This is a genomic window from Streptomyces sp. NBC_01261 (assembly GCF_036226385.1).
Taxonomy (GTDB): domain Bacteria; phylum Actinomycetota; class Actinomycetes; order Streptomycetales; family Streptomycetaceae; genus Streptomyces.
The window spans coordinates 9,593,074-9,616,037 of the sequence record NZ_CP108463.1; the positions used below are offsets into that span (position 1 = coordinate 9,593,074).

14 protein-coding genes are annotated in these 22,964 nt (G+C 71.1%); 4 read left to right on the top strand and 10 right to left on the bottom strand.

All coding sequences use genetic code 11. The annotated features are described in order from the left end of the window. Window positions 1-138: 138 nt before the first annotated feature. Window positions 139-567: a secondary thiamine-phosphate synthase enzyme YjbQ gene (locus OG226_RS42635; RefSeq protein ID WP_329352082.1), complete on the top strand. Its 429-nt coding sequence runs from the start codon at window positions 139-141 to the stop codon at window positions 565-567. An 80-nt stretch (window positions 568-647) separates the two neighbouring features. Here the strand turns inward: OG226_RS42635 and OG226_RS42640 are convergent, their stop codons facing one another. Both OG226_RS42640 and OG226_RS42645 read right to left on the bottom strand, forming a co-directional pair. Then, a complete protein-coding gene (locus OG226_RS42640; RefSeq protein ID WP_329352083.1) occupies window positions 648-3,881 on the bottom strand; it encodes an alpha-L-rhamnosidase in 3,234 nt (1,077 codons plus the stop codon). 371 nt (window positions 3,882-4,252) lie between these two features. Next, window positions 4,253-5,014 (bottom strand): class I SAM-dependent methyltransferase, encoded by a 762-nt coding sequence (locus OG226_RS42645; RefSeq protein WP_329353683.1) that lies wholly within the window; start codon window positions 5,012-5,014, stop codon window positions 4,253-4,255. A 491-nt stretch (window positions 5,015-5,505) separates the two neighbouring features. On the opposite strand from OG226_RS42645, the gene OG226_RS42650 reads away from it, so the two are divergent. The 3 genes from OG226_RS42650 to OG226_RS42660 all read left to right on the top strand — a co-directional run bounded on the left by OG226_RS42650 (window position 5,506) and on the right by OG226_RS42660 (window position 9,766). After that, window positions 5,506-7,383: a peptidoglycan recognition family protein gene (locus tag OG226_RS42650; RefSeq protein ID WP_328684920.1), complete on the top strand. Its 1,878-nt coding sequence runs from the start codon at window positions 5,506-5,508 to the stop codon at window positions 7,381-7,383. Window positions 7,384-7,464: 81 nt separating this feature from the next. Further along, entirely contained in the window at window positions 7,465-7,899 is a 435-nt protein-coding gene (locus OG226_RS42655; protein ID WP_329352084.1) for an OsmC family protein, read from the top strand. Window positions 7,900-8,095: 196 nt separating this feature from the next. Then, the gene (locus OG226_RS42660; protein ID WP_329353685.1) at window positions 8,096-9,766 is read left to right on the top strand and encodes a hypothetical protein; all 1,671 of its coding nucleotides are present in this window, start codon (window positions 8,096-8,098) and stop codon (window positions 9,764-9,766) included. Between the two features lie 64 nt (window positions 9,767-9,830). Here the strand turns inward: OG226_RS42660 and OG226_RS42665 are convergent, their stop codons facing one another. The 8 genes from OG226_RS42665 to OG226_RS42700 all read right to left on the bottom strand — a co-directional run bounded on the left by OG226_RS42665 (window position 9,831) and on the right by OG226_RS42700 (window position 22,586). Beyond that, window positions 9,831-10,472: a cutinase family protein gene (locus tag OG226_RS42665; RefSeq protein ID WP_328684922.1), complete on the bottom strand. Its 642-nt coding sequence runs from the start codon at window positions 10,470-10,472 to the stop codon at window positions 9,831-9,833. A 94-nt stretch (window positions 10,473-10,566) separates the two neighbouring features. After that, on the bottom strand, window positions 10,567-11,844 hold the full coding sequence (locus OG226_RS42670; protein WP_329352085.1) for a PucR family transcriptional regulator: 1,278 nt from the start codon (window positions 11,842-11,844) through the stop codon (window positions 10,567-10,569). 122 nt (window positions 11,845-11,966) lie between these two features. Next, window positions 11,967-12,914: an alpha/beta hydrolase gene (locus OG226_RS42675; RefSeq protein WP_329352086.1), complete on the bottom strand. Its 948-nt coding sequence runs from the start codon at window positions 12,912-12,914 to the stop codon at window positions 11,967-11,969. Window positions 12,915-12,923: 9 nt separating this feature from the next. Then, entirely contained in the window at window positions 12,924-16,868 is a 3,945-nt protein-coding gene (locus OG226_RS42680; RefSeq protein ID WP_329352087.1) for an acyltransferase domain-containing protein, read from the bottom strand. Then, entirely contained in the window at window positions 16,865-18,607 is a 1,743-nt protein-coding gene (locus OG226_RS42685; protein ID WP_329352088.1) for a fatty acyl-AMP ligase, read from the bottom strand. Before OG226_RS42685 ends, OG226_RS42680 begins: the two co-directional genes overlap by 4 nt. Window positions 18,608-18,676: 69 nt before the next feature. Beyond that, the gene (locus OG226_RS42690; RefSeq protein ID WP_329353686.1) at window positions 18,677-20,212 is read right to left on the bottom strand and encodes an acyl-CoA carboxylase subunit beta; all 1,536 of its coding nucleotides are present in this window, start codon (window positions 20,210-20,212) and stop codon (window positions 18,677-18,679) included. Between the two features lie 218 nt (window positions 20,213-20,430). Beyond that, window positions 20,431-21,153, bottom strand: a complete 723-nt coding sequence (locus OG226_RS42695; RefSeq protein ID WP_329352089.1) for a hypothetical protein — start codon at window positions 21,151-21,153, stop codon at window positions 20,431-20,433. A 182-nt stretch (window positions 21,154-21,335) separates the two neighbouring features. Beyond that, a complete protein-coding gene (locus OG226_RS42700) occupies window positions 21,336-22,586 on the bottom strand; it encodes a glycoside hydrolase family 125 protein (protein ID WP_329352090.1) in 1,251 nt (416 codons plus the stop codon). Window positions 22,587-22,964: the final 378 nt, after the last annotated feature.

Sequence of the window (22,964 nt, forward strand, 5' to 3'; positions counted from 1 at the left end):
AGGTCAGATGGCGTGGCCCGGTCAACGGTGTCTCGCGGACTGGACCTTGTGTATCAAGGGCCGGGCGAACGACCGGGCGAGGCGCCCGCCGGACGGGTTTCGAACGTTGAACCCGGCGGATGGTTCAGGATGGGAGGCATGTCAGCTGCCTTCACCACCCGCGTCCTGAACGTCGCCACCGGTTCCAGGGAACGGGTCATGGACCTGACCCGCGACTGCGAGGCCTTCCTCCGGGAGGCGGCGGCCGGCCGCGACGGCCTCCTCAATATCTTCGTCCCCCACGCCACCGCGGGCGTCGCGATCCTGGAGACGGGCGCCGGCAGCGACGACGACCTCCTCGCCGCCCTGCGCACCCTCCTCCCCGCCGACGACCGCTGGCAGCACCGCCACGGCAGCCCCGGGCACGGCCGCGACCACGTCCTCCCCGCCTTCGTACCGCCGCACGCGACGCTGCCGGTGGTGGGCGGGCGGCTGGAGTTGGGGACCTGGCAGTCGGTGTGCCTGGTCGACACGAACAGGGACAACCCCGAGCGGAAGGTGCGCCTCACCTTTCTCGCGGGGTCTTGACGCTGTCTCCGATCTCCGGGTGCCGCCTCAGGTCGAGCTGCCCGGACCGGTGACCGTTCCGGGCAGCCGTACCGCCTGGATCAGGTGGTGAAGCGGTGGGTGCCGGAGCCGACCCGGTACACCGCGCAGCCGTCCTCCTGGCGCAGGTACGTCCCGTGCGTGCGGGTAACCGCGTCCGGGGTGGACGCGGGGATCCACACCTCGGCGGTCGTGTTGGGCGGCACCGAGCAGGTCAGCGTGAAGCGGCCGGACCGTTGCCGCCAACGGGTGGAGACCGCGCCGTAGACCGAAGTGAACGTGGCGCGGGCGGTGTTGACGGCTCCGCCGGGGCGCGGACGGATGACGATCTCGCGGTAGCCGGGCCGACCCGCCGAGATGCCGGCGATGTTCGTGTACATCCATTCCCCCACCGAGCCGTAGGCGTAGTGGTTGAAGGAGTTCATGCCGGCGTCCTGGAAGCTGCCGTCGGGCCGGATGGAGTCCCAGCGTTCCCACATCGTGGTGGAGCCCCGGTCGATCTGGTACCCCCAACTGGGGAACGAGCGCTGTTGCAGGAGGCGGTAGGCGACGTCGGTGTGGCCCGTGTCGGTCAGGACGGGCAGCAGTCGGGGAGTGCCGAGGAACCCTGTCGATAGGTGCCAGTCCTTGGCCTCGATCAGGGCGACGAGGCGGTCGGCAGCGGGCTTCCGTGACGCGTCCGGGAGCAGGTTCATCGACAGCGCCAGGACGTACGCCGTCTGCGTGTCGCCCTTGACGCGGCCGTCGGAGGTGACGTAGGCGTCCTGGAAGGCCGCCCGGATCCGCTCGAAGAGATCGCGGTACGGGGCGGTGTCCTCGCCGAGTTCGCCGGCCATCCGTGCCGCGAGGTCGGCGCTGTGCGCGAAGTACGCGGTGGCGATGACGTCCTTGGGGGTCTCGTCGTCGACGTTCAGCCAGTCGCCGTATCCCTGGTCCGGGCGCAGCAGCCGGTCGCTGTTCTTCTCCAGGTACGTCAGCCAGGACTGGACGGACGGCCAGGCGTCCGCGAGGACCTGGCGGTCGCCGTACGCCTGGTAGAGGGACCAGGGGACCGTGACACCCGCGTCGCCCCAGCCGGCCGTGCCGTTGCCGACCGTGCCGACCATCGGTGCCACGTCCGTGAACGCGCCCTCCGCGGTCCGGGAGTCCCGGAGGTCGACGAGCCATTTGGACAGGAAGCGGGCCGACTCCATCGTGTACGCGGCCGTGGGTGCGAAGACGTTGATGTCTCCCGTCCAGCCCAGGCGCTCGTCGCGCGCGGGTGTGTCGGTCGGAACGGAGAGGAAGTTGCCGCGCTGGCCCCAAGTGATGTTGTGGTGCAGCTGGTTGATCATCGGTACGTCGGTCTCGAAGTCGAGGGTGAAGGGGGCGGACGTATGCATGACGCGGCCGGTGACGGCCCTGGCGGTGGGCGTGCCCGGGAAGCCGGTCACCTCGACATAGCGGAATCCGTGGAAGGTGAACCGTGGTTCGTAGACCTCCTCCTTCCCGCCGCCCTTGAGGGTGTACGTGTCGGTCGCCGCCGCGGTCCGCAGGTTCGCGGTGTAGACGGTGCCGTCGGGGTTCAGCACCTCGGCGTGTCTGAGCCGGACGGTCGTCCCCGCGTCGCCCGACACGCGCAGCCGTACCGAGCCGACCATGTTCTGGCCCAGGTCCAACACGTAGACGCCGGGCTTGGGTTGGGTCACGCTCTTCGGTGTCAACTCCCGCTCCACCCGCACCGGAGCGTCCACCTGCGCGACGATCAGGTCGGGACCGATGTCGCCGACGCCCCCCATGCCCCGCACGCCGAGCCAGCCCGTGTCGTCGAAGCCGGGCGAGGCCCAACCAGGGGTCTCCTTGCGCGCGTCGTACGTCTCGCCGTTCAGCAGATCGGCGGCGACGATCGGTCCGGCGGCGGCCCGCCAGTCGGCGCCCGACACGACGCGCTCACTCGTCCCGTTCGCGTACTCCACCTCCAACTGAGCAAGGAGTGATGGGACTTGGCCGTACTGACCGGGCCCGAACATGCCCACGTTGCCGGCGTACCAACCGGGTGCCAGATACGCCCCGATGGCGTTGGCGCCGGGCCGTAGAAGTTCGGTGACGTCGTACGTCTGGTACTGGACGCGGGTGCGGTAGTCCGTCCAGCCGGGGGCGAGTTGGTCGAGGCCCACCCGACTGCCGTTGAGGTGGCTCTCGTAGAGGCCGAGCGCCGTGGTGTACAGGCGTGCGCGGGCCACCTTCCGGCGCGGCAGCCGGAATTCGTGCCGCAGTTGGGTGACGGCGTACGACACCGGGACGACTCGCCCCCACGGTCCGCCGCCCCAGGCCGCTGTCACCCGGACCGCCGGCCAGCCCGCGTCGTCGAAGCCCAACTCCTGCCATCCGGTGACCGGTTCCTGGTCCGTGGCCTTCCAGAAGGCGTCGGTGAACACCTTCTGCTCACCGGAGGCGGTCCGGACGACAAGCACCGCGATGAGCCCCGCCGGGCCTTCGGTCGCGTTGGTGGCCGCGACGGCGATAACGTTGTCACCGGCCCGCACGCGCGCAAGTACGTCGATCACCGCCGGGCGTTTCCAGTCCTCGTTGTCCGTGTCGAGATCGGTGTGGGCGACCTCGGCCCCGTTCACGGAGACGGAGTACACGTTGTCGGCGGTGATGGCGAGAGTGGCCGACGTTATCCCGTCGGGCAGTTGAGCGGTACGACGGAACCAACGGGTCGCCGCCGGAACGCTGTTGGCCGGATCGCCCTCGGGGAACCAGATCCAGGAACCGCCCTCGAAGGACGGCGCGTCCACGAGGCCCGCCGGTGCGGAGATCCAGTCGGCGCTCCACTGCCCGGCGTCCATCAGTCCGGTCTCCCACCACGAGGGCGCGCTCCAGCCGGAGACGTGGCCGTCGGCGTCCCAGACGCGGACGGACCAGTGGTAGCGCGTACGGGGCTTGAGTCCAGGACCTCCGTAGGACACCAGGACCGACTCGCCGGACGTGACCTTCCCGCTGTCCCAGACGTCCGGGTGGGACAGCCGCGACGGGGTGGTGGCGACGCGGATCTGATAGGCGCTCTGCCGCGCACCCGTCCGGTCGGAGGCCAACGGCCAGCTCAGGCGGGGGCGTTGGGCATCGATCCCCAGCGGATGCTGGACGTACTCCACGGTCGGCGCCGTGACGCGCAGTCCGTCGCGCCGCGCCTGTGTCTCTGCCTGGGCCTGAGCCTGTCCGGATGCCGGCGCGGCCATCGCCGGCACGCTGTCCACGGTCACTGCCGCGACCGTGGCGACCGCGCCCGCGAGCATGTTCCTCCTGCTGATCACTACGACTCCTCACTCGCACGGAATGCATGAATCGATTCAAACTTGAGAGGCGTGGGTAACGTAGAGCCTGGTGAGGTCGGGGTCAATCGTCCTGCAACTGTTTTCGTGACAGGGGCACTTCGCGATCGCTCCGGGAGGAGTCGGCGAGCGAGGTGGACGCGAGGGTATTGAACGGTTTCAATCTCGGCCCGCCAACCCTTGTGCTGGGCAGGGCGCATCACGTCGTGAACAGGGTCCGTTGTCCAGGACGGCGGATCCTGATGCGGATGCGGGTGGGTCTGACGGGCCTCGACGTACAGCAGGTCCGCCGCTACGCCTCCTGGGCCGGCTCGGTCACCCTGGCCGTGCTCACCGGATGGGGAGGGCCGTGTCTACTCGTGCGCTGTATAGACGGTCGCGGTCATCGGCGCCGTCACGGGACCGGTGCCGAGTCGGTCCGTCATCTTCTGCGTGACGGCGGCCTGGAGGGCCTCCGCGTCTTCGCGGGCCTGCACGGCGGCGTTCACCGGCGTGCCGGTGAGGAACCCGGTGGCGACGGAGGCCGCGGATTCCGCGACGCCTTCCAGTGTGACCTCCTCGGCGGTGGCCAGGGTCAGTCCGGCGGCCGTGAGGTCCGCGGTGACCACGGCCGGGTCGGAGTAGCCGTGGGGCACGTCCTTCAGGAACGGGGGTGTTCCGTCGGGCATGAACTGTTCCAGGGCGGATTGGAAGGCGGCTCCGAATCCGTGCGAGGCCAGTGGGCCCCAGCTGTTGAACAGGAACCGCCCCTGCGGGGCCAGGACCCGGCGCACCTCGGCGTAGGCGGCGGGTCTGTCGGGGAAGAACATGACTCCGAACTGGCACACGACGAGGTCGAAGCTGCCGTCCTCGAAGGGCAGGTCCTGGGCGTCCGCCTGCCGCCAGTCCGCGCGCGCTTCCCGTGCCGATCCTGCGGTGACCATCGCATCGTTGAGGTCGGTCGCCACCACCGAGGCCGTGGGCACCACGGTGAGCAGGGCCGAGGTCAACGCCCCGGTCCCGGCGGCGAGTTCGAGGACCGTGCGAGGTCGCAGCGCCGCCGCCCTGGCGGCCAGGTCGATGGCGAAGGGACGGAAGAAGACCGGCACCAGGTGACGTTCGTAGGCCTCCGGCATGGACCGTGTCCAGCGCCGGTTCGCATCGTCTGTGCTCACCCGGCAGACACTAGCCCCGCGGGAGGTCCGAGGGCGGACCGCCGCAGCCACCGTGGCTTCGTGTCGGTGTCGCCGCCCGGCCACAGGGCACGGCCGACGACCTGACGGAGTTCGGCGGACACGAACCGCGACAACCCGAACAGGCGGGTTCGCCCTCGCGGATGGCGGAGAGCAGCCCCCGGCGTGGTGACCACGTGTCGATGTGGTGTCGTAGACGCGATGCCGGCCGCCCGGCGCAACCGGGCCGCACCGGATGACGTCGAGACCAGTGACACCACTGAGGGAATCGCCGACTCGCGTTCCCGCTGCGGGAGTTGTGACGTCCGGTGGGTGATGCTGGAGGCTTCCGCACAGTGGTTCGGGCAGGCGTCACCCCGCACGTCCGCCTCAGGGCACTACATACAAGGGAAAGATCCTTGCAGCAATCCTCGCGTAGAAGGTCACCCCGGAAGGTGCTGGCCGGGATCCTGGCCGGCGGCGCCGTGGCCGCAGGCTGTTTCGCCGTACTGCCGTCCACGGCGCAGGCCGCCCAGACCCCGGGCGGCGACCGGCAGTCCTCCTTCGCCGACGCGGCAGAGGAGTTCGGTGTACCGCTGCCCGTGCTCCTGGCCGTGTCGTACCAGGAGTCGCAGTGGGACGACCACGACGGGCACTACAACACCTCGGGCGGATACGGCCCGATGAACCTGACGGACGTCACCGCCAAGATGGTGTCCGGGGGCGCGGCGGGTGCCGCAGGCCGCGGTGACCTCGCCGAGCTGACGTCGGACCCGGCGCTGCACACCCTCGACGCGGCGGCGAAGCTCACCGACACCCCGGCGACGGGACTGCGCACCGACGACCGCGAGAACATCCGCGCCGGTGCCGCCCTACTCGCCTCGTACCAGCGGGAGTTGACGGGCAAGAGCTCCACCGACGCGGCCGACTGGTACGGCGCGGTCGCCAAGTACAGCCAGTCGTCCGACAAGAAGGCCGCGCAGCTCTTCGCCGACCGCGTCTTCAAGACCGTCTCCACGGGTGCCTCGCGGACGACCGTCGACGGACAGCACGTCGAACTATCGGCGCAGCGAGGGATTCAGCCCGAGACCCGACAACTGTCAGAACTGAAGCTGAAGACCGCCGCGGCGGCCACCGACACCGAGTGCCCCACCACGGTCGACTGCACCTTCCTCGCCGCGGCCGCCTCCAACGGGCAGGTCGCGGGCCGCCCGGGCGACGGCGTGCAGATCAAGTACATCGTCCTGCACGACACCGAGTCGTCCTACGACGCGGCGATCAAGACCTTCCAGACCGTGGGCTCCGGAGACTCGGCGCACTACGTCATGCGGGCCTCGGACGCGGCCGTCACGCAGATGACGCACACCAAGGACATCGCGTTCCACGCCGGCAACTACTGGTTCAACATGCACTCGATCGGCATCGAGCACGAGGGCTACGCCGCGCACGGTGCCACCTGGTACTCGCAGGCGCAGTACCGGGCGACGGCCGATCTGGTGAAGTACCTCGCCGCGAAGTACGACATCCCGCTCGACCGCGAACACATCATCGGCCACGACAACGTGCCCGGCCCGCAGGACAGTTACGTGCCCGCCATGCACTGGGACCCCGGTCCGTACTGGGACTGGACGGCGTTCATGAACATGGTCGCCCCGTCGAGGGCGGTCCACGCGCAGAGCGCCTCCCGGCACGCCCCGAGGGTGGGTTCGGCGGTCACCATCAGCCCCAGGTTCGCGACCAACCAGCAGACCGTCCAGGTCTGCCCGGCCGACGACCCCACGGGCGCCACCACCGCGTGCACTGAGAGCACCGCGCCCTCCAACTTCCTTCCGGTGCGCACCGGTCCGAGCGCGGACGCGCCCCTGTTCGCCGACCCGGCCATCCACCCCGGCGCGAGCGCGGGCACCGACTCGATCCACGACTGGGGCAGCACCGTCCAGGCCGGCCAGCAGTTCGTGGTCGCCGACGTCGACGGCGACTGGACCGCGATCTGGTTCAGCGGCGCGAAGGTGTGGTTCCACAACCCCCACGGCGTCAACACCTGCGCCGCGCCGGGCGCCACGATCCTCCACTCCGGCGACCAGGCCGCGACCCTCTACGGCTCCGGCTACCCGCAGGCGTCGGAGTACCCCTCCGGCCTGTCCCCGTCCACCCAGAAGCCCCTGACCGTCTACGGCTTCCCGGCGGGCCAGGCCTACGTCGCCACCCAACCCCCGGTCAGCGCCGACGACTTCTTCGTCTCGGGCGACACCTACGTCACCGGCGCGGCCAAGTACTACACGATCCAGTACAACCACCGAGTCGTCCTGGTCGACGCCTCACAGGTCTCCTGAACCGGCCGGTGCGGGCAGCACACGTACGACCTGCCCGCACCGGTCGAGCTCTTCGGCAGGGTGCTCTGCGAGGATCTCCCCATGAGCGACAACCCCCTGCGCCAAGTCACCGTCGACCGCACCGCCCCCGGCCGCTTCACCGCGACCAACGTCCGTGGCGGCACCATCGACTTCGGTACCGCCGTCGGCGGCGGCACCGAGTTCACCCCTGTCGAGCTGCTGCTCGCCGCGATCGGGGGCTGCACCGCGGCCGACGTCGACGTGGCCACCACCCGGCACGCGGAGCCGGACGGGTTCACCGTCACCGTGACCGGCAACAAGGTCAGCGACGACCTCGGCAACCGGATGACCGACCTCGCGGTCACCTTCGCCGTGACCTTCCCGGAGGGGGAGGCCGGGGACCGGGCCCGCGCGATCCTGCCCCGGGCGGTCACCGTCTCGCACGACCGGCTGTGCACCGTCAGCCGTACGGTCGAGACCGGCACGCCCGTCACCGTGACGATCAAGGACGCCTGACCCCACCCCGTTGTCCGCGAGGTTCTCTGCGAGCAGGTGACAAGGGCACCGGCATGCGCTGCGTTCTTGTGAGCACCGCCTGATCCCGCGGTCCCGGCCGTCCTACGGTCCGGCCATGAACACGAGTCGCAGCAAAGGAAGTTCGTGGCGCGGAGCCGCGAGCACAGGACGTACGTGGCGCGGTGCCGCGCTCGCGGTGTTGTTGACCGCGGGCGCGCTCACCGCCGCCGCTCCCCAGGCCCAGGGCGAGAGCGCCCGCACCGAGACCCCGGTGGCGTCGACGCATCCCGCCGACGGTGTGGCCGAGTCGCTGGTGCGGGTCGAAGCGCCGCTACCGCGGTCGTTCGGCGCCCGTCCGGCGGCGTGCGACTGGCTGTCGTATCTGCGCTACCGCTCCGCCGACGGCCCGAGTGCCTCGGCCGACGCCGACCGGATCCTCGTAGCTCAACCCGGCATCCTGGAAGGGGCCGGCGCCTTCGACAGCGTCGCCCGCGACACGGTCGCCCAAGCCGCGGCGCAGGGACGGCACATCGAGTTCTGGGCCCTGGACCGGCGCTCCAACTGCCTTGAGGATCCCACCGGTATCGCCTCCGGCGACCAGCACACGGCCGTCGACTACTACTACCGGGGCAAGTCCGTCGGCGGCCGGACCTTCGCCGGGTTCGTCGGCAACGACCAGCTCGGCTGGATGGCCAAGCTCGGCATCGAACAGACCGTGCGCGACGAATACGACCTGCTCGTCGCCGAGTTGCCCGACCCGACCCTGCGCAAGAGCAAGGTGCTCTGCGGCGGGCACTCCCTCGGCGGCGTCGTCACCGGCTACTTCGCGGCGGCCGACTTCGACGGCAACCCCGCGACCACGACGGACGCCGGGCAGAACCAGTGCGCCGGGTACTTCGCCCTCGACACGACGGTCTCCACCGACCTGACGGACCTCAGCGGCAGCATCCCGGACGACACCAACCTGCCTGACATCGGGCTCGGTTACGCCGTCGTACAGGCCGGCCTCGACAGCGGCGTGCTGTCCCGCTCGCTGTCCGCGCCCGTGCTGCTCAACCCCGAGACGATGACCCTGCTCGCCATCGCCGGCCTGGGCGCCGTACAGAACCCGGACGGCGAGGCGGACCTGCCGTCCTACCTTCCCTCCAACGTCAACATCGAGGCCACGAACCGCTTCCTGTTCTCCAAGGACGCCGCCACGTTCCTCACCGGCTCACCCGCGGTGAAGGACTTCCGGCTCACCAACGACGCCGTGCTCGGGTCACTCATGGACGACAACTCCGTACCCCTCGCGTTCCTGCAGAGCAGCGTCGGCTTCTTCGACGGCGGCCCGATCGTCGACAAGAACTTCCCTGTCGCCAACGGGAGTTCGGACCAGTCGCAACTCGTCGGCGTCGAGTACAAGGCGATTCCCGCACAGCCGCACGGCCCGCTCTACACCTGGCGCGACTACGACCGTGTCGGCGCCGCCGACGACCCCGGACATCGGTCGGCGGACGGCACCCCCTTCACCAACGCGTCCAAGGAGGTCACCGACATCCACGAGCTGGCCCGCAGCATGGGGCAGCAGCCGCTGGACTTCACCGAGCAGTACTTCCCGACCAAGCTGGTCACCGACATCGAGCTGGCCACCTCACCGCAGGTGAAGCAACTCCTCGTGCACCCCGGTGGGTTGACAGCCAACCCGACCCTCACCGTCCTCGCGGGCGACGGACTGCTGGCCGGTCACATCCCGGCCGGCCTGCACCCCGTGATCGCCCCCGGCTACCAGCACCTCGACGTACTGACCGCGGCCCCCGTCCAGAACAACGGCCGCCCCGAGGTTGTCTCCAGCAGCCTCGCAGCGTTCGCCCTGTCACCCAAGTAGCGTTCCCCGCCCACCAGTAGGGCCCAGGAGGATCAACTCCCGGGCCCTGCAGCGTCGCTACGGCTCAGACCTTGCCCGCGGCGAACGTGGCCGCCGCGTCCGCGTCGGAGGTGTAGCCGAGGTGCGCGAGGACGTCGGTTCCGCCGTTCTGGCAGATGGGGTCACCGTTGGCGCAGAAGTCGATGGTGCGGCTCTGGTAGGTGCCCGTGACGCTCTTGCCGAGGGCCCGGATCGGGTTGCCGAACAGCAGCACGGCAGCGACCTTCGGCTCGACCGTGGCGGGGATGGTCGCCACGATCGGGCTGCCGACCACCGCGCCGTCGCTGCTGATTCCGATGGAGTTGTCGACGACATTCGCTCCCTGCGAATAGCCGACGAGAATGAAGCGCTGATTGGGGCAGGCCGCCGCTTGTGCTTTGACGTGGTTCACCACATCGAGGTTTCCCGTCGCGGCGGACGTCAGGGAAAGGTCGGCGGGGTAGTTCACCGCGTAGCCGGAGAGAGTCTTTCCGGTGATTTTCTTCTGGAGTGCGGAGAACACCGGGTCGCCGACGATCAGTCCGAGTGTGCCCGGCTCGAAGGTGCCGCGAGCTGCCACGACGTCAAGGTCGGAGCAGGTGGCGGCCGACGCGGCGGGTGCGGGGAGAGTGGCGAGCCCGGCCCCGCCGACCAGCGAGAGCGCGGCGAGGCATAAGCGAATACGCATGGGAATCCTTTGAGGGTGGGGCGCTTGCGGCGCCTGTGGAAAGGACTGCCCCGAAGGTATTCGCGTTATCGTGCCCGGTGTTATGGACGGGAATTCAGAAACTCTCCCTGTTTTTGTCGCCCCGTGAGTCGCGGTCACCGCTTCGTGAGTCGCGGTCGCCCTCCCGTAAATCCGCCGAACGCAGCGCGAGGATCAGATCCAGCCGGGTGCCGGGATCGTGCAGCGACGCGCCGAAGAGTTTCTCCAACTGGCGCAGGCGATAGCGGACCGTCTGCGGGTGGATGTGGAGCCTGGCGGCGACATCGGGGACGTTGCTGCCGCTGAGCAGCCAGGCGAACAACGTCTCGGCCAGCCGCGGGCGTTGACCCTCTGAAGCGGCGTCGAGCGGTGCCAGGGCCCGTAACTCCAGCTGGGCGAGCAGCGGTTCGTCGCTGTGCAGCAACAGCGTCGACAGATGGTCGGCGCACAGCACCACGCCCTGCCGGGGCAGCACCCCGCGACCCATCAGCCCCAGCGCCCGCGTGGCCCAGCGCAACGACCGCGCGGCCTCGACGACCGGGACCGTAGGACCGATCGCCGCCGGACGGCCGCCCAGGCCGAGGACGAACGACCGCCCGCCGAACCGGCCGTAGCCCTCCGGGTCCGGCACCAGCACGCGCGGCGGCCGTGACTCCATGTCCGCCAGCGCGCCCGGCATCGACGGCGGCCGGTCCTCCGCACGCGGGTCGGCGGGGCCCGCCAGCGCGATGACGGCGACCTGCGAAGGCACCCGCCACCGTGCGCCGTGCGCCAGGTCCTGCAACGCCTCCGGGGCCACCGGCCTCTCGCCCAGCAGGAGTTCTAGCAGCCGGCGGCGGCGCCGCTCCACTTCGTCCGTGCTGCGGGACTGCGCCTCCGCATACCCGGCGGCGGCCGCCTCCGCGACCTCGTGCACGGTCCGGAACGCCAGCTCGCCCAGCGCGGCCACCACCGCCGAATCCAGGCCGAGTTCCTCCGCGGTACGCCCCATCAGCCGCCAGGCGTGCAGCCCGCCGACGCGGATCGCCGACTGAAGTGCCTCCAGGCTGCGGCCCTCCAGTGCCTCGCCGCGCCCGAGTTCCGCGTAGTACGCCGCCGCCATCGCGGCGTTCTGGCCGTGCGGGTCCGCGATGTGGTCGACGAACAGCGTGAGCGCCTGCACCACCCCGGACCTGAGGTTCTCGCGATAGGTGCCGTCGGCCGGCCGCGCGTACTCGGGGACCTCCCTGCGCACCACGTTCTCCACCTCGTCGGAGACGACGGCGAGTTGGGCGCGCAGCAGCTCGGCAAGGTCGGGCGGAACCAGGGCGGTTCGGGGCTCGGTGGGTACTCCGCGCGGGGTGGGGACAGCCACGACGGACACTCCTTTCCCCCGGAGGCGGCTCGCCCACGGACTGTTGCCCGTGGGACGAGGGGGACGTCCCGTGTTGGACGGTCGTCCCCTGCGCTCCGTTCCGTGCCCCGGCTGCACCGACATCACTCCGGCAGCCCCAGCGCACCGGCGAGCATCGGCCACGACGTGGTGAACTCCCCTTTCCAGTAAGCCCAGCTGTGGCCTCCTCCCGAGTAGAAGTGCGTGGTCACCGGAATGCCGAGCAGGGCGAGAACGCCGGTGAAACTGTGCGCGGAGGGCCACAGCAGACTCTCCAACGCCTCGGGCAGCCAGTCGCCCGAACCCCCGGCCACACCACTGCCGTTGGACACGTACAAGGGTGTCCCGCGCAGCCCGCCGGCCCGGGCACGCGGATTGGCGGCCTGCCAAGTCAGCAGGTCCAGAAGGGGATTGCCCCAGAGGGTGCGCGGCGCCAGGTTCTCGCGGGCCACGATGGCGTCCACCAGCGAGGGCACCCCGGGGGCCGTGGTGTCGAGGATGCCGCTGTACGACGCGGCGGCGGTGAACGCGCCCGGGTGACGGGCCGCGTGCGCCATCGCACCGTAGCCCCCGGTGGACACCCCGGCGACGGCCCGCACACCGGACGCCCGGTAGTCGCGCGCCAACAGCGCCGGAACCTCCGTGAGTTGGAAGGTCTCGTAGTCGGGACCGTCCCGCCAAGCGCTCGGGATGCCGGTCGGTCCGGCGTCCGGCATCGCCACGATCAGGTCCCGGCCCTCGGTGAACGCCTCGATGTCCGTCTCCCGCGTCCAGGACGTGTAGTCGTCGTGCGCCCCGTGCAGCAGATACAGCACGGGATACGTCCGCCCGGGCTGCGCGTCGAAGTCCGACGGCAGGATCAGCCGCACCGGCGCGCTGCGGCCCAGCGCGGGCGACGACACGGACACGTCGAACGTCCGCGCCGAGATCTGTGTCGCGGCCCGGGCCCGGCCCACGGCGGCCGTGGCACCGAACAGGAGGGCAAGTCCCGTGGCCGCGCCGGCCCTTGTGACGGCGCGTCGGGACATCCCGTGGGGGTGGTGGTGCGGCATGGCGGCTCCTCAGGCTGGTTCGGCGGGTCCCTCCGGAGAGGCGAGCACCCGCCGCAGATGGGCGGCGATCTCGTCGACGTACGGCGGGTCGAGCAGCGACAGGTGGTGCCCCGCCACCGGTACGACCGTCAGACGCGGGCACACCTCGTCCCAGCCGAGCGCGTCGTCGTCCCGTTCGTACGCCGGGTCGCGCACGGTGTGCGGAGCCGGTTCGGTGGCCCGGTACAGCACCACCGGCCCCTCGTACCGGCCCGGTTGATGTGCCTCGCCGATCCGCAGATCCAAGTACGAGGCACGCTGGTGCTCCAGCGCGGCCGGCGGCACTTTCACGGCTCCGCGCAGGGTGCGCAGCACGAGGTCGATGCGCTCGTGGTCGTCGTCCAACGCCACGAGTTCGTCGTAGGGCAGGGGGAGTTGGACCCCGTACGTGTCGGCGATGTGCCGGGCGAAGCCCGTGAGATGCGCGCGGGTGCGGTCGGCGGGGGTGCGGTCGGGCTGGGGGAGGGGCCGTACGGAGTCGATGAGCACGACGAGTTCGACGTCCCTCCCGGCGGCGGTGAGTTGTCGCGCCGTCTCCTGCGCCACGAAGCCGCCGAAGGACCAACCGGTCAGCACGCAGGGCCCCTTGGGATGAGCGGCGGTGATCGCCTCGACGTAGCGACGAGCCTTCTCGGAAACGGTGTGGGCGTCCTCGATCCGGTCCAGTCCGTGCACCGGCCGGTCCTCGCCGAGGTGTTCGGTGAGTGCGCGGTAGACGTCGGTGGTCCCACCGGCGGCGTGGAAGAGGAAGAGCGGCGGGAGATGGGATGGCGTGTCAACCAACTGACCCATCCGGTCCGCCACTTCGGCGACCGTGACAGCGTCGAACAGATCGCGCAGGTGCAGCTCGACACCGAAGTCGCGTTGCAGGGCGGTCCGGATGCGAACGGCCATGAGGGAGTCCAGACCGAGGTCGGTCAGCGCCGTGGCGGGGGTGATTCGGGCCGCCGGGTGGCCGGTGACGGCGGCGATGTGATGGCTGACGCGAGAGGTCACCGAGTCTTCTACGGCTGTTGGGCCCGGCTCGGTCCAACGGTGTGCGGCGGTCGCCACGACGGGAGTTCGGCCGTCGGTCCACCAGTACCGGACGTGCCGCCAGCGCGGAGCGGGGAGGTCGATGACCCGGCCGGGTGGTAGGGGCAGGTTCAGTCCAGCCGCGTACAAAGCCCCCAACTGGCCGAGAAACGCCGCGGATCCGTCGGCGTCGCGGCGCAGTGTGCCGACGGTGAGAGCGCCGGGCACATTGTCGGCGATGGATCTGGCCAGGACCGGATGCGGCGAGATCTCGACGAAGGCGGTGTGTCCGTCCGCGGCGGCGGCGGCGAGGGCACGGTCCAGACGTACCGGCCGACGCAGGTTGGCGGCCCAGTGATCGGCATCGAACTCGCAGGCGCCGCGCGGGTCGTGGAGCACGGTGGAGTAGACAGGGATGCGCGGTGGCCGCCTCCGGACATCCGCGAGGGCCTCGGTCAGTTCCGGCAGCAGCGGGTCCACCTGAGGTGAGTGTCCGGCGCCGACCACCCGCATGACCCGGGCGGCACGCCCCCGCTCCTCCAGCCGCCGCACCAACCGCGCGACCGCCATCTCGTCACCGGTGACGACCTTCTGTCGGGGCGAGGAGTGGACGGCGACATTCACACCCGGAAAGTCCCGCTCCAGGGAGGCGAGTTCACCGTCATCCAGGTCTACGACGGCCATCGCGCCCCCGTGTAACCGCCCCAGCAGCCGCGCCCGTACGGCGACGACCCGGGCCGCGTCCGCCACGTCCAGCGCGCCCGCGCAGACGGCGGCGGCCACCTCGCCCAGGGAGTGGCCGATCACGGCGACCGGCTCGACGCCGTAGGACCGCCACAGCTCGGCCAACGCCAACTGGACGCCGAACAGGACGGGTTGTGCGACGTCCAGGTGGTCGAGCTCCCCGGCGGAGACCAGGCGCTCGTGGAGGGAGAAGCCGAACACGTCAGCCACCTGCGCGTCGAGCTTCTCCACGGCGGCGGCGAAGGCCGGTTCCTCCAGGAGCAGTTGGCGACCCATGCCGGTCCACTGGCTGCCGTATCCCGAGAACACCCAGACCGCACCCCGTCCTACGAGATCACGGTCACCGGTCACCACGCGCGCATCCGGGCCGCGCTCCTGGGCCAACGCGCCGAGCGCAGCGGCCAGTTCGCCCCTGTCCCGCGCGACGACCGCAGCGCGAACAGGCCCGCGCCCCACCCGTCCGGCGAGCGTGCGCGCCACATCGGCGGGACGGGCGGCGATCCCTTCGGGCGTACCGAGCCACGCGGCGAGACGGGACGCCGTGTCGCGGACCCGCTCGGTGTCGACGTCGGAGAGGAGATGGAGACGGGCGGCGGACTCTTCCGACGGGGGCAGCGCGGGCCGCCATTCCTCCAGTACGGCATGGGCGTTGGTGCCGCCGAACCCGAAGCCGGAGATGCCGGCGGTGGCCGTACCGCCGTAGCGGGGCCACGGTTCGGGCTCGGTGACCACGCGCAGCCGTGTGTCGCTGAGGGAGTTGCCGTGGAGTGATGGTGGGACGAGGTCGTGGTGGAGGGCGAGGACCGTTTTCACCAGGCCGGTGATGCCCGCCGCGGATTCCAGGTGACCGAGGTTGCCCTTCACCGAGCCGAGCAGCAACGGCTGTTCGGGGTCACGGCCCGTACCCAGTACCGCGCCGAGCGCGCCCGCCTCGATCGGGTCGCCGAGCGGGGTGCCGGTGCCGTGCGCCTCGACGTAGTCGATGTGGGCCGGGGTGAGTCCGGCGCGTGCGTACGCGGTGGCCAACAGGGCCTGCTGGGCAGCCGGGTTGGGGGCGAGCAGGCCGCTGGAGCGCCCGTCGGAGTTGACGGCGGTCGCGCGGATCACCGCGAGGACACGGTCGCCGTCCCGTTCCGCGTCGGACAGCCGCTTCAGCAGCACCGCCGCGCAGCCCTCGCCACGTCCGATGCCGTCGGCCGCCGTGGAGAACGGTTTGCAGCGGCCGTCCGGGGCGAGGGCACCCGCTCGTTCGAAGGCGATGCCGACGACGGGGGAGAGGAGGACGTTGACTCCGGCGGCGATCGCCGTGTCGGTCTCGCCGGTGCGAAGGCTGACGCAAGCCTGGTGCACGGCGACGAGGGAGGACGAACAGGCCGTGTCCACAGCCATGTTGGGGCCGCGGGTGTCCAACACGTACGCCAGTCGGCCCGCCGTCACGCTGAGCGCCGCGCCCGCCGGGGCCCACGGGTCGACGGCGTTCGCGTCGGCGCCGGTGAGCTGTCCGTACTCCGGGGCCGAGACGCCGACGTAGATGCCGGTTGCCGTGCCCGCCAGGGAGGTCGCGGGGACGGCGGCGTGGTCGAGGGTCTCGCGGACGACCTCCAGGAGGATGCGTTGCTGCGGGTCCATCACCGCGGCCTCGCGCGGGGTGATGCGGAAGAAGTCGGCGTCGAACCCGGCGATGTCGTCCAAGTAGCCGCCGTGCGAAGGGGTTTCGGGGGGCGGGAACGCCGTGAAGTCGGCCCATCTGTCCTCGGGGACGCGGCCGATCGCGTCGACACCGTCGATGAGCAAGCGCCAGTAGTCGGCCGGGCCACGGACCCCGCCCGGCAGTCGGCAGCCCACCCCGATGACCGCCACCGGCTCGCCCGGTGTCATAGCAACAGGGCGCTCTGGTACGGCAGTTGCCGTGGCCGTACCGCACACCCGCTCCACCAGCGCGTCCACCGTCGGCGCCTCCCACAGCAGGGTCGCCGGCAGCTCGTGGCCCGTCAGCGAGGACAACTCGCCCGCCAGCACGACCGCGTCCCGCGAGGACATGCCGAGGTCGGCCAGCGGTCGGTCCAACGGGACGTCGTCGACAGGGGTGTTGTTCCACTCGGCGGCCCGTTCCGCGATCCGGCGGCGCAGCAGCGCTCTCGTGTCGGCGGCCGTCATGGCGCGGTCTCCGCCGTGTAGGCGCCTTCCAGGTACCGGGTGCGGGTCAGGGACCTGGACACCTTGCCGCTGGAGGTGCGGGGGACCGTGCCGGGCGCGACGAGGACGATGTCGGCGAGCCGGAGCCCGTGCCGGGCGGAGACGGCCGCGCGCACGGCACGCGTCAGGGCCGGTACGTCGATGTCGGCGAGGCTGGTCGTGCGGGCATGCTCGGCGACGACCACCACCCGCTCGCCCGCGCCGCCCGGCACGCCGAACGCGGCCAGCCGGTCGCGTCGTACGGCGTGATGCGCGTCCTGGGCGGTGGCCTCCACGTCCTGCGGATAGTGGTTGCGTCCGTCGACGACGATGAGGTCCTTGAGCCGGCCGGTGACGATCAACTGCCCCTCCAGCACGGTCCCGAGGTCGCCGGTGCGCAGCCAACCGCCCGGCGCCTCCTCGCCGAGAACGGCGCCGAAGACGCGCTCGGTCTGCGCCGCGTTGTTCCAGTAGCCGCGCCCCACATTGGGACCCTGCACCCAGATCTCGCCGACCTCCCCCTCGGCCAGCGCGGCGTGGGCGACCGGATCGACGATGCGCACCCGCTGCCCAACTGGCGTTCCGCAGGCGGCCAGTAGTACGGCGCGCGGGTCCTCGGGCCGTGCGGGCAGGGCTTTTCCGGCGGCGAGCGCGTCACGGTCGAGGGCGAACCGGCCGAGCGGGCTGCCGGGCCGGGCGGCGCTGACGAAGACGGTGGCCTCGGCGAGCCCGTACGACGGACAGTGCACCTCCGCCGCGAGCCCCTGCGCGGCGAACGCGGCCTGGAAACGGTCGGCGGTGCCGGGCCGGACGGGTTCGCTGCCGTTGATCAGTGCGGCGACCCCGTCCAGCCGCAGCCCCTCCTTCTGCGCCCCGGTGACGGCGGAGGCGCAGTAGTCGTAGGCGAAGTTGGGCGCGGCGCTCAGCGCCTGCGGATGGGCGGCCAACAGCCGCAGCCAGCGTGCCGGTTCGCGCAGGAACGCGGCCGGGTCCATGAGCACCGACAGCAGGCCGCGTACGACCGGGGCCGCGACGCTCAGCACGAGCCCCATGTCGTGGTAGAGCGGCAGCCAGCCCACGCACGTCATCGGATGCGTGTCGGCGCCGTAAGCGGCAAGCGCCTGGCGGGCGTTGGCGACGACGTTCGCGTGCGTGATCTCCACGCCGGCTGGAGCGCGGGTGGAGCCGGAGGTGTACTGGAGGTAGGCGATCGCGGCCGAATCCGGTACCGGTGCCTGCCAGTTGAGGGCGGCGGAGTCCGGGACCTGGTCCGCCGCGAGGACTGTCACCCGCGCGCGCTCGCAGAAGTCCGTCACCTCGGGCAGGGCGCGACCGGTGGTCACCACGACCGACGGGCGCGCGTCGCCCAACACCTCCACCAGCCGGTCGCCTTGACCGGGCAGTCCGGGCGGATACAGCGGCACGGCGACCATCCCGGCCGTCAGCGCGGCCAGAAAACCCGTGATGTAGTCCGTCCCCTGCGGGCACAACAGGGCGACCCGCGATCCGGGTTCGGCGTGGTCGGCGATCCGGGCGGCCAGTGCCCGTACCCGCAGATCCAGGCGCTGCCAGGTCAGAGTGCGGTGCACACCAAGGGAGTTGGGGGCGGGATGGTCGACGAACGTGAACGCCCGGCGGTCCGGGGTGAGTTCGGCCCAGTGCCGTACGTACTCGGGCAGAGTCCGGTACGCGGGCGCGAGCGGGGGGCGGCGGCTGTCCATCGGGCGTGACTCCTCACATCGCGGAACATCGCGGTGTCGGCTGACGAGCGAACGAGGTGAACAGGGCGGTCAGAGCGGGATGTTGCCGTGCCGCCGCTCCGGCATCGGGGCACGCTTGCCACGCAACGCGCGCAGGGCACGGCCGACATGGACGCGGGTGTCGCGCGGGGCGATCACGTCGTCGACGTACCCGCGCTCGGCTGCGAGGTACGGCGTCCCGTGCGTCGACTCGTACGCGGCGACCAGGTCGGCCCGCAGCGCCTCGGGGTCGGCGGAGGCGGCGAGTTGGCGCCGGTGCAGGACGCCCACGGCACCCTCCGCGCCCATCACGGCGATACGGGCCGTGGGCCAGGCGAGGTTGAGGTCCGCGCCGAGATGCTTGGAGCCCATCACCGCGTACCCGCCGCCGTACGCCTTGCGCACCACCACGGTGACCTTCGGGACGGTCGCCTCGGCGTACGCGTAGAGGAGTTTGGCGCCGCGCCGGATGATGCCGCCCCGCTCCTGACGCACGCCGGAGAGGTAGCCGGGGACGTCGGCGAAGGTCAGCAGCGGGATGCCGAACGCGTCGCAGAACCGTACGAACCGTGCCGCTTTCTCGGAGGCGTCGATGTCGAGGACACCGGCCGAGTGCAGCGGCTGGTTGGCGACGACCCCCACACTCGCCCCCTCGACCCGGGCCAGTGCGCAGATGATGTTCGGCGCGAACAGCTCCTGCACATACAGGAGTTCACCGTCGTCGACGACCGCGTGCAGGATGTCCCGCATGTCGTAGACCTGGCCCAGCCGGTCGGGCACGATCCCGTCGAGCGGCGACCCGTCGGCGACGGAACCGGGCGCGAACTCCGGTGGCCGCTCCAGGTTGTTGGCGGGAAGGTACGACAGCAGGTCGCGTACGGTGTCGAGCGCGTCGCCCTCGTCGGCGGCCAGGAAGTGGGCGTTGCCGTTCACGGAGTTGCTGGTGCGGGCGCCGCCCAATTCCTCGGCGGTGGTGCGTTCGCCGGTGACCGCCTCGATGACGTCGGGCCCGGTGACGAACATGTGCGAGGCGCCGTCCACCATCACGGTGAAGTCGGTGATCGCGGGGGAGTACGCGGCACCGCCCGCGCACGGGCCGAGGACGACCGAGATCTGCGGGATCACCCCCGACGCCTTCACGTTCCGGCGCACCAACTCGGCGTAGAGAGCGAGGGAGTTGACGCCCTCCTGGATGCGGGCGCCGCCGGAGTCGTTGAGGCCGACGACCGGGCAGCCGGTCTTCAGGGCGAGCTCCATGAGGGCCACGGTCTTCTCGCCGAAGGCCTCGCCCATGCTGCCGCCGAAGACCGTGGAGTCCTGCGCGAACACGCAGACCGGCCGTCCGTCGACCGTGCCGTACCCGGTCACGACCCCGTCGCCGTAAGGGCGTTGGGCACCGTCGCCGACCGCTCTGGCCCGCACGAAGCCGCCGGTCTCGGCGAACGAGCCCGCGTCCAGCAGCCGTTCGATGCGCTCCCGCGCACCGAGCGCGCCCTGTCTTCTCGGCGCGGCCGTGGCAACTGCCCGCGCCCGACGGCGTTCCAGATCACCGATGCGTCCGGCGGTGCCGTCCGCCGCGGGTGTCACCGCCGTCAGGGATGTCGTCGCCTCTAGCGTCACAGCCACCTCCGAAGTGGTTCTCGAATATGGCAGCGATTCGGGAGCGGACCGAGGGATCGCCGTTCTGTTTGCGGGAGTTGAGTCCTGGGCGACGGAGGTTCGTCCTGAGGTGACAAGGGAGTGACGCCGGTCGGCACAGCACAGAGGCGACAGCGGTCCAGACCATTAGTGTGGCCCTGTCGCTGCTAACGTTTCCATCCCGTCTTACCTGCCCGCCGTCCAACGCGAGCCGTACGGTCCGTGCGGGCGGCGGGATCCACCGACACGAACAGGGCCGCACCCGAGCGCGCCACCAGGTCCGGGAACTGCCGGTTGAGGTTCCAGTCGGTCCGCGGTGTGCACGGCACGTAGCCCGCGTCCACGGTGAACAGCCTGTTGTGCTGGGCCAGTCGGAACGCGAGCGTGTTCACCCCCGTGCGCCGGGTCCGCTCCCAACTCCGCCCGGACGTGTCATCATCGCACCGCCGCACCGTTGTCAGCCCCGCGGCCAGATGCCCGACCGTGTCGCAGCCGATCACCACGGCGTCGTCCCCGGCGGCCTCGACGATCGTGCGGTAGAGCCGGACCAGGATCTCGGCACCGGTACGGGACCTGTCGCGCTTGATGAGTTCGCACCCCAAGTCCCGGAACCGGGTCACGTCCTCGGCGACCGCATCGAGCGCCACGCCCAGCGAGGGATCGAGCGGTAAACCGGAGTCCCTGAGCATGCCGGGCCGGACGGCACCGGTCTCGGTCCTCGGCAACAACGGCCGGAACCACAGCCCGGGCCGAGCGCCGATCTCCGCGACCCGGGCGGACATCTCCGCCATGTCCTCGAACACGCCCGGCAGTCCGGTGTCCAGGGGCCCGCCGGGCGCGGAACCGCCACCCTCGGTCCAGCCGTCGTCGATCACGCGGTACGGGCGCACGGGATGCCCGTCGGCGTACTCGACGATCGTTGTTGGTTCGGTTGGGGGCGGCGGTACCGACGCTTGGTGGCGAAGCCGAGTCAGGAACAGGCCGTGCGGCAAGGGGAGTTCCCAGCCCGGGCCCGCTCAATTGTGCGGGCTCGGTCGACGCCCGATCATCAGCCCCGGCGGCTGCCGCAGCGTCACGCCACCCCGCCCCCCGCCCCCGACCCGCCGGGCAACGCCCGCGGATGCACCGGAAAGAAATGCCGCACCCCACCCCCGCACACCTCCAGGGCAAGCTCGCAGAACATCGCGTTCGCCCAGCCGAACCAGTCCCGCGTGAACCGGCCCGGCGCGTCGACATGGAAACTCTCGTGCATCAGGCCGGTACCGGCGGTGGTGGCGGCCAGGGTCTCCAGGGCCCGCGCCGCCTCGTCCGCGCTGCCTGTCAGGCCGGCTGTGGCGATTGCCAGCGGCCAGATGTGTCGGTCCGGCGTGTGCGTGCTGCCGATTCCGGACGCGTAACTCCCCCTGAAGTACGAGGGGTTCGCCTCGGAGAGCGCGAAGCGTCGGGTGGCCCGGTACAGCGGGTCCTCGGGAGTGCACCAGCCGCTCAACGGCAGGCTCAGCAGGCTCGGGAGGTTCGCGTCGTCACTGAGCAGGGCCGCGCCGAGGCCGTCGACCTCGTAGGCGAGGACGGAGGCGCCGTCTGCCTCGACTACCCCGTGCGCCAGGATTCCGGCATCGATCTCGTCGGCCAACCGCCGGCATTCGTGGGCGAGTTCGGTGTCGTCGAGGACCGCCGCCGCCAACTCCGCGAGCCCGTGCAGACTCGTCGACGCCAGCGCGTTGGCCGGGACCAGGTAACCATGGACGCACGCGTCGTCGCTCGGCCGGAAGCCCGACCATGTCATCCCGGTCCAACCGACCGGCGCACCACGGCCGTTGAGGGGCAGACTGTCCCCGGCGAAGGGTCCGGTCGGCCGGACGAACCGGTAGGGCCCGTGCGCGTGCGACTGCTCAGCGCGCCACAGCCGTACGATCAGCCAGGCGGCGCGGTGGAACGCCTCGTCGAGATGGTCCTCGCGGCCCGTCGCCCGGCGGAGCGCGTACGCGAGCTGCAACGGCGCGCAGAGGGAGTCGAGTTCGTACTTGCGCTCCCACACCCAGTCGCCCGGCGTGGGCAGATCGCCGGGTTCGCCGTGCGCGCCGGTGGGGCCGTCGTTGAAGGCGTTGGCGTACGGGTCCATGAGAACGCAGCGGATCTGACGGCGCGAGACGGCGGCCAGGACGTCACCGACCTCCGGGTCCGTGGCCACGGCGAGGTAGGGGCGGACCTGTGCGGTACTGTCGCGCAGCCACATCGCCGGGATGTCGCCGGTCTTCACGAACACCTCCGACGGCGCGTCCGACACCCTGGCCGTCACCCCGTGCGCCGGACCGTCCGACATCCCGGCTGACAATCCGTGCGCCGGACCTCCCGACATCCCGGCCGCCCATCCCCGTGCCGGATCTCCCGACAACCCGTCCGGTCCCCCGTGCGCCGAACGCCTCCGCAATCCCCCCGCCACGTCGCCCGGCAGATCGCTCGCCAACCCGCGCGCCGGACCGTGCGGCAATCCACCCGCCGGACCACTCGACACCCCGTCCGGCAGACCGCTCGCCGGCCCACCTGACGGCCCACCCGCCGCACCTCCCGAGAAACCGTCGGACAGACCCCCCGACACCCCGCCCGCCGTAGCCCCCCAACTCATCGACGTGGCCCACGTGTTGGTCAGGCACCGCTCGACAATCTCCCCCGCCGGACCGCCCCGCAACTCACCGGCCAG

Excerpts from the sequence above, each read along its gene's own strand:
- OG226_RS42675 (WP_329352086.1), bottom strand. The coding sequence starts at position 12,914 with ATGCCGCACCACCACCCCCACGGGATGTCCCGACGCGCCGTCACAAGG.
- OG226_RS42700 (WP_329352090.1), bottom strand. The coding sequence starts at position 22,586 with ATGTCGGACGGTCCGGCGCACGGGGTGACGGCCAGGGTGTCGGACGCG.
- OG226_RS42680 (WP_329352087.1), bottom strand. The coding sequence starts at position 16,868 with ATGACGGCCGCCGACACGAGAGCGCTGCTGCGCCGCCGGATCGCGGAA.
- OG226_RS42645 (WP_329353683.1), bottom strand. The coding sequence starts at position 5,014 with ATGCCGGAGGCCTACGAACGTCACCTGGTGCCGGTCTTCTTCCGTCCC.
- OG226_RS42685 (WP_329352088.1), bottom strand. The coding sequence starts at position 18,607 with ATGGACAGCCGCCGCCCCCCGCTCGCGCCCGCGTACCGGACTCTGCCC.
- OG226_RS42665 (WP_328684922.1), bottom strand. The coding sequence starts at position 10,472 with ATGCGTATTCGCTTATGCCTCGCCGCGCTCTCGCTGGTCGGCGGGGCC.
- OG226_RS42635 (WP_329352082.1), top strand. The coding sequence starts at position 139 with ATGTCAGCTGCCTTCACCACCCGCGTCCTGAACGTCGCCACCGGTTCC.
- OG226_RS42655 (WP_329352084.1), top strand. The coding sequence starts at position 7,465 with ATGAGCGACAACCCCCTGCGCCAAGTCACCGTCGACCGCACCGCCCCC.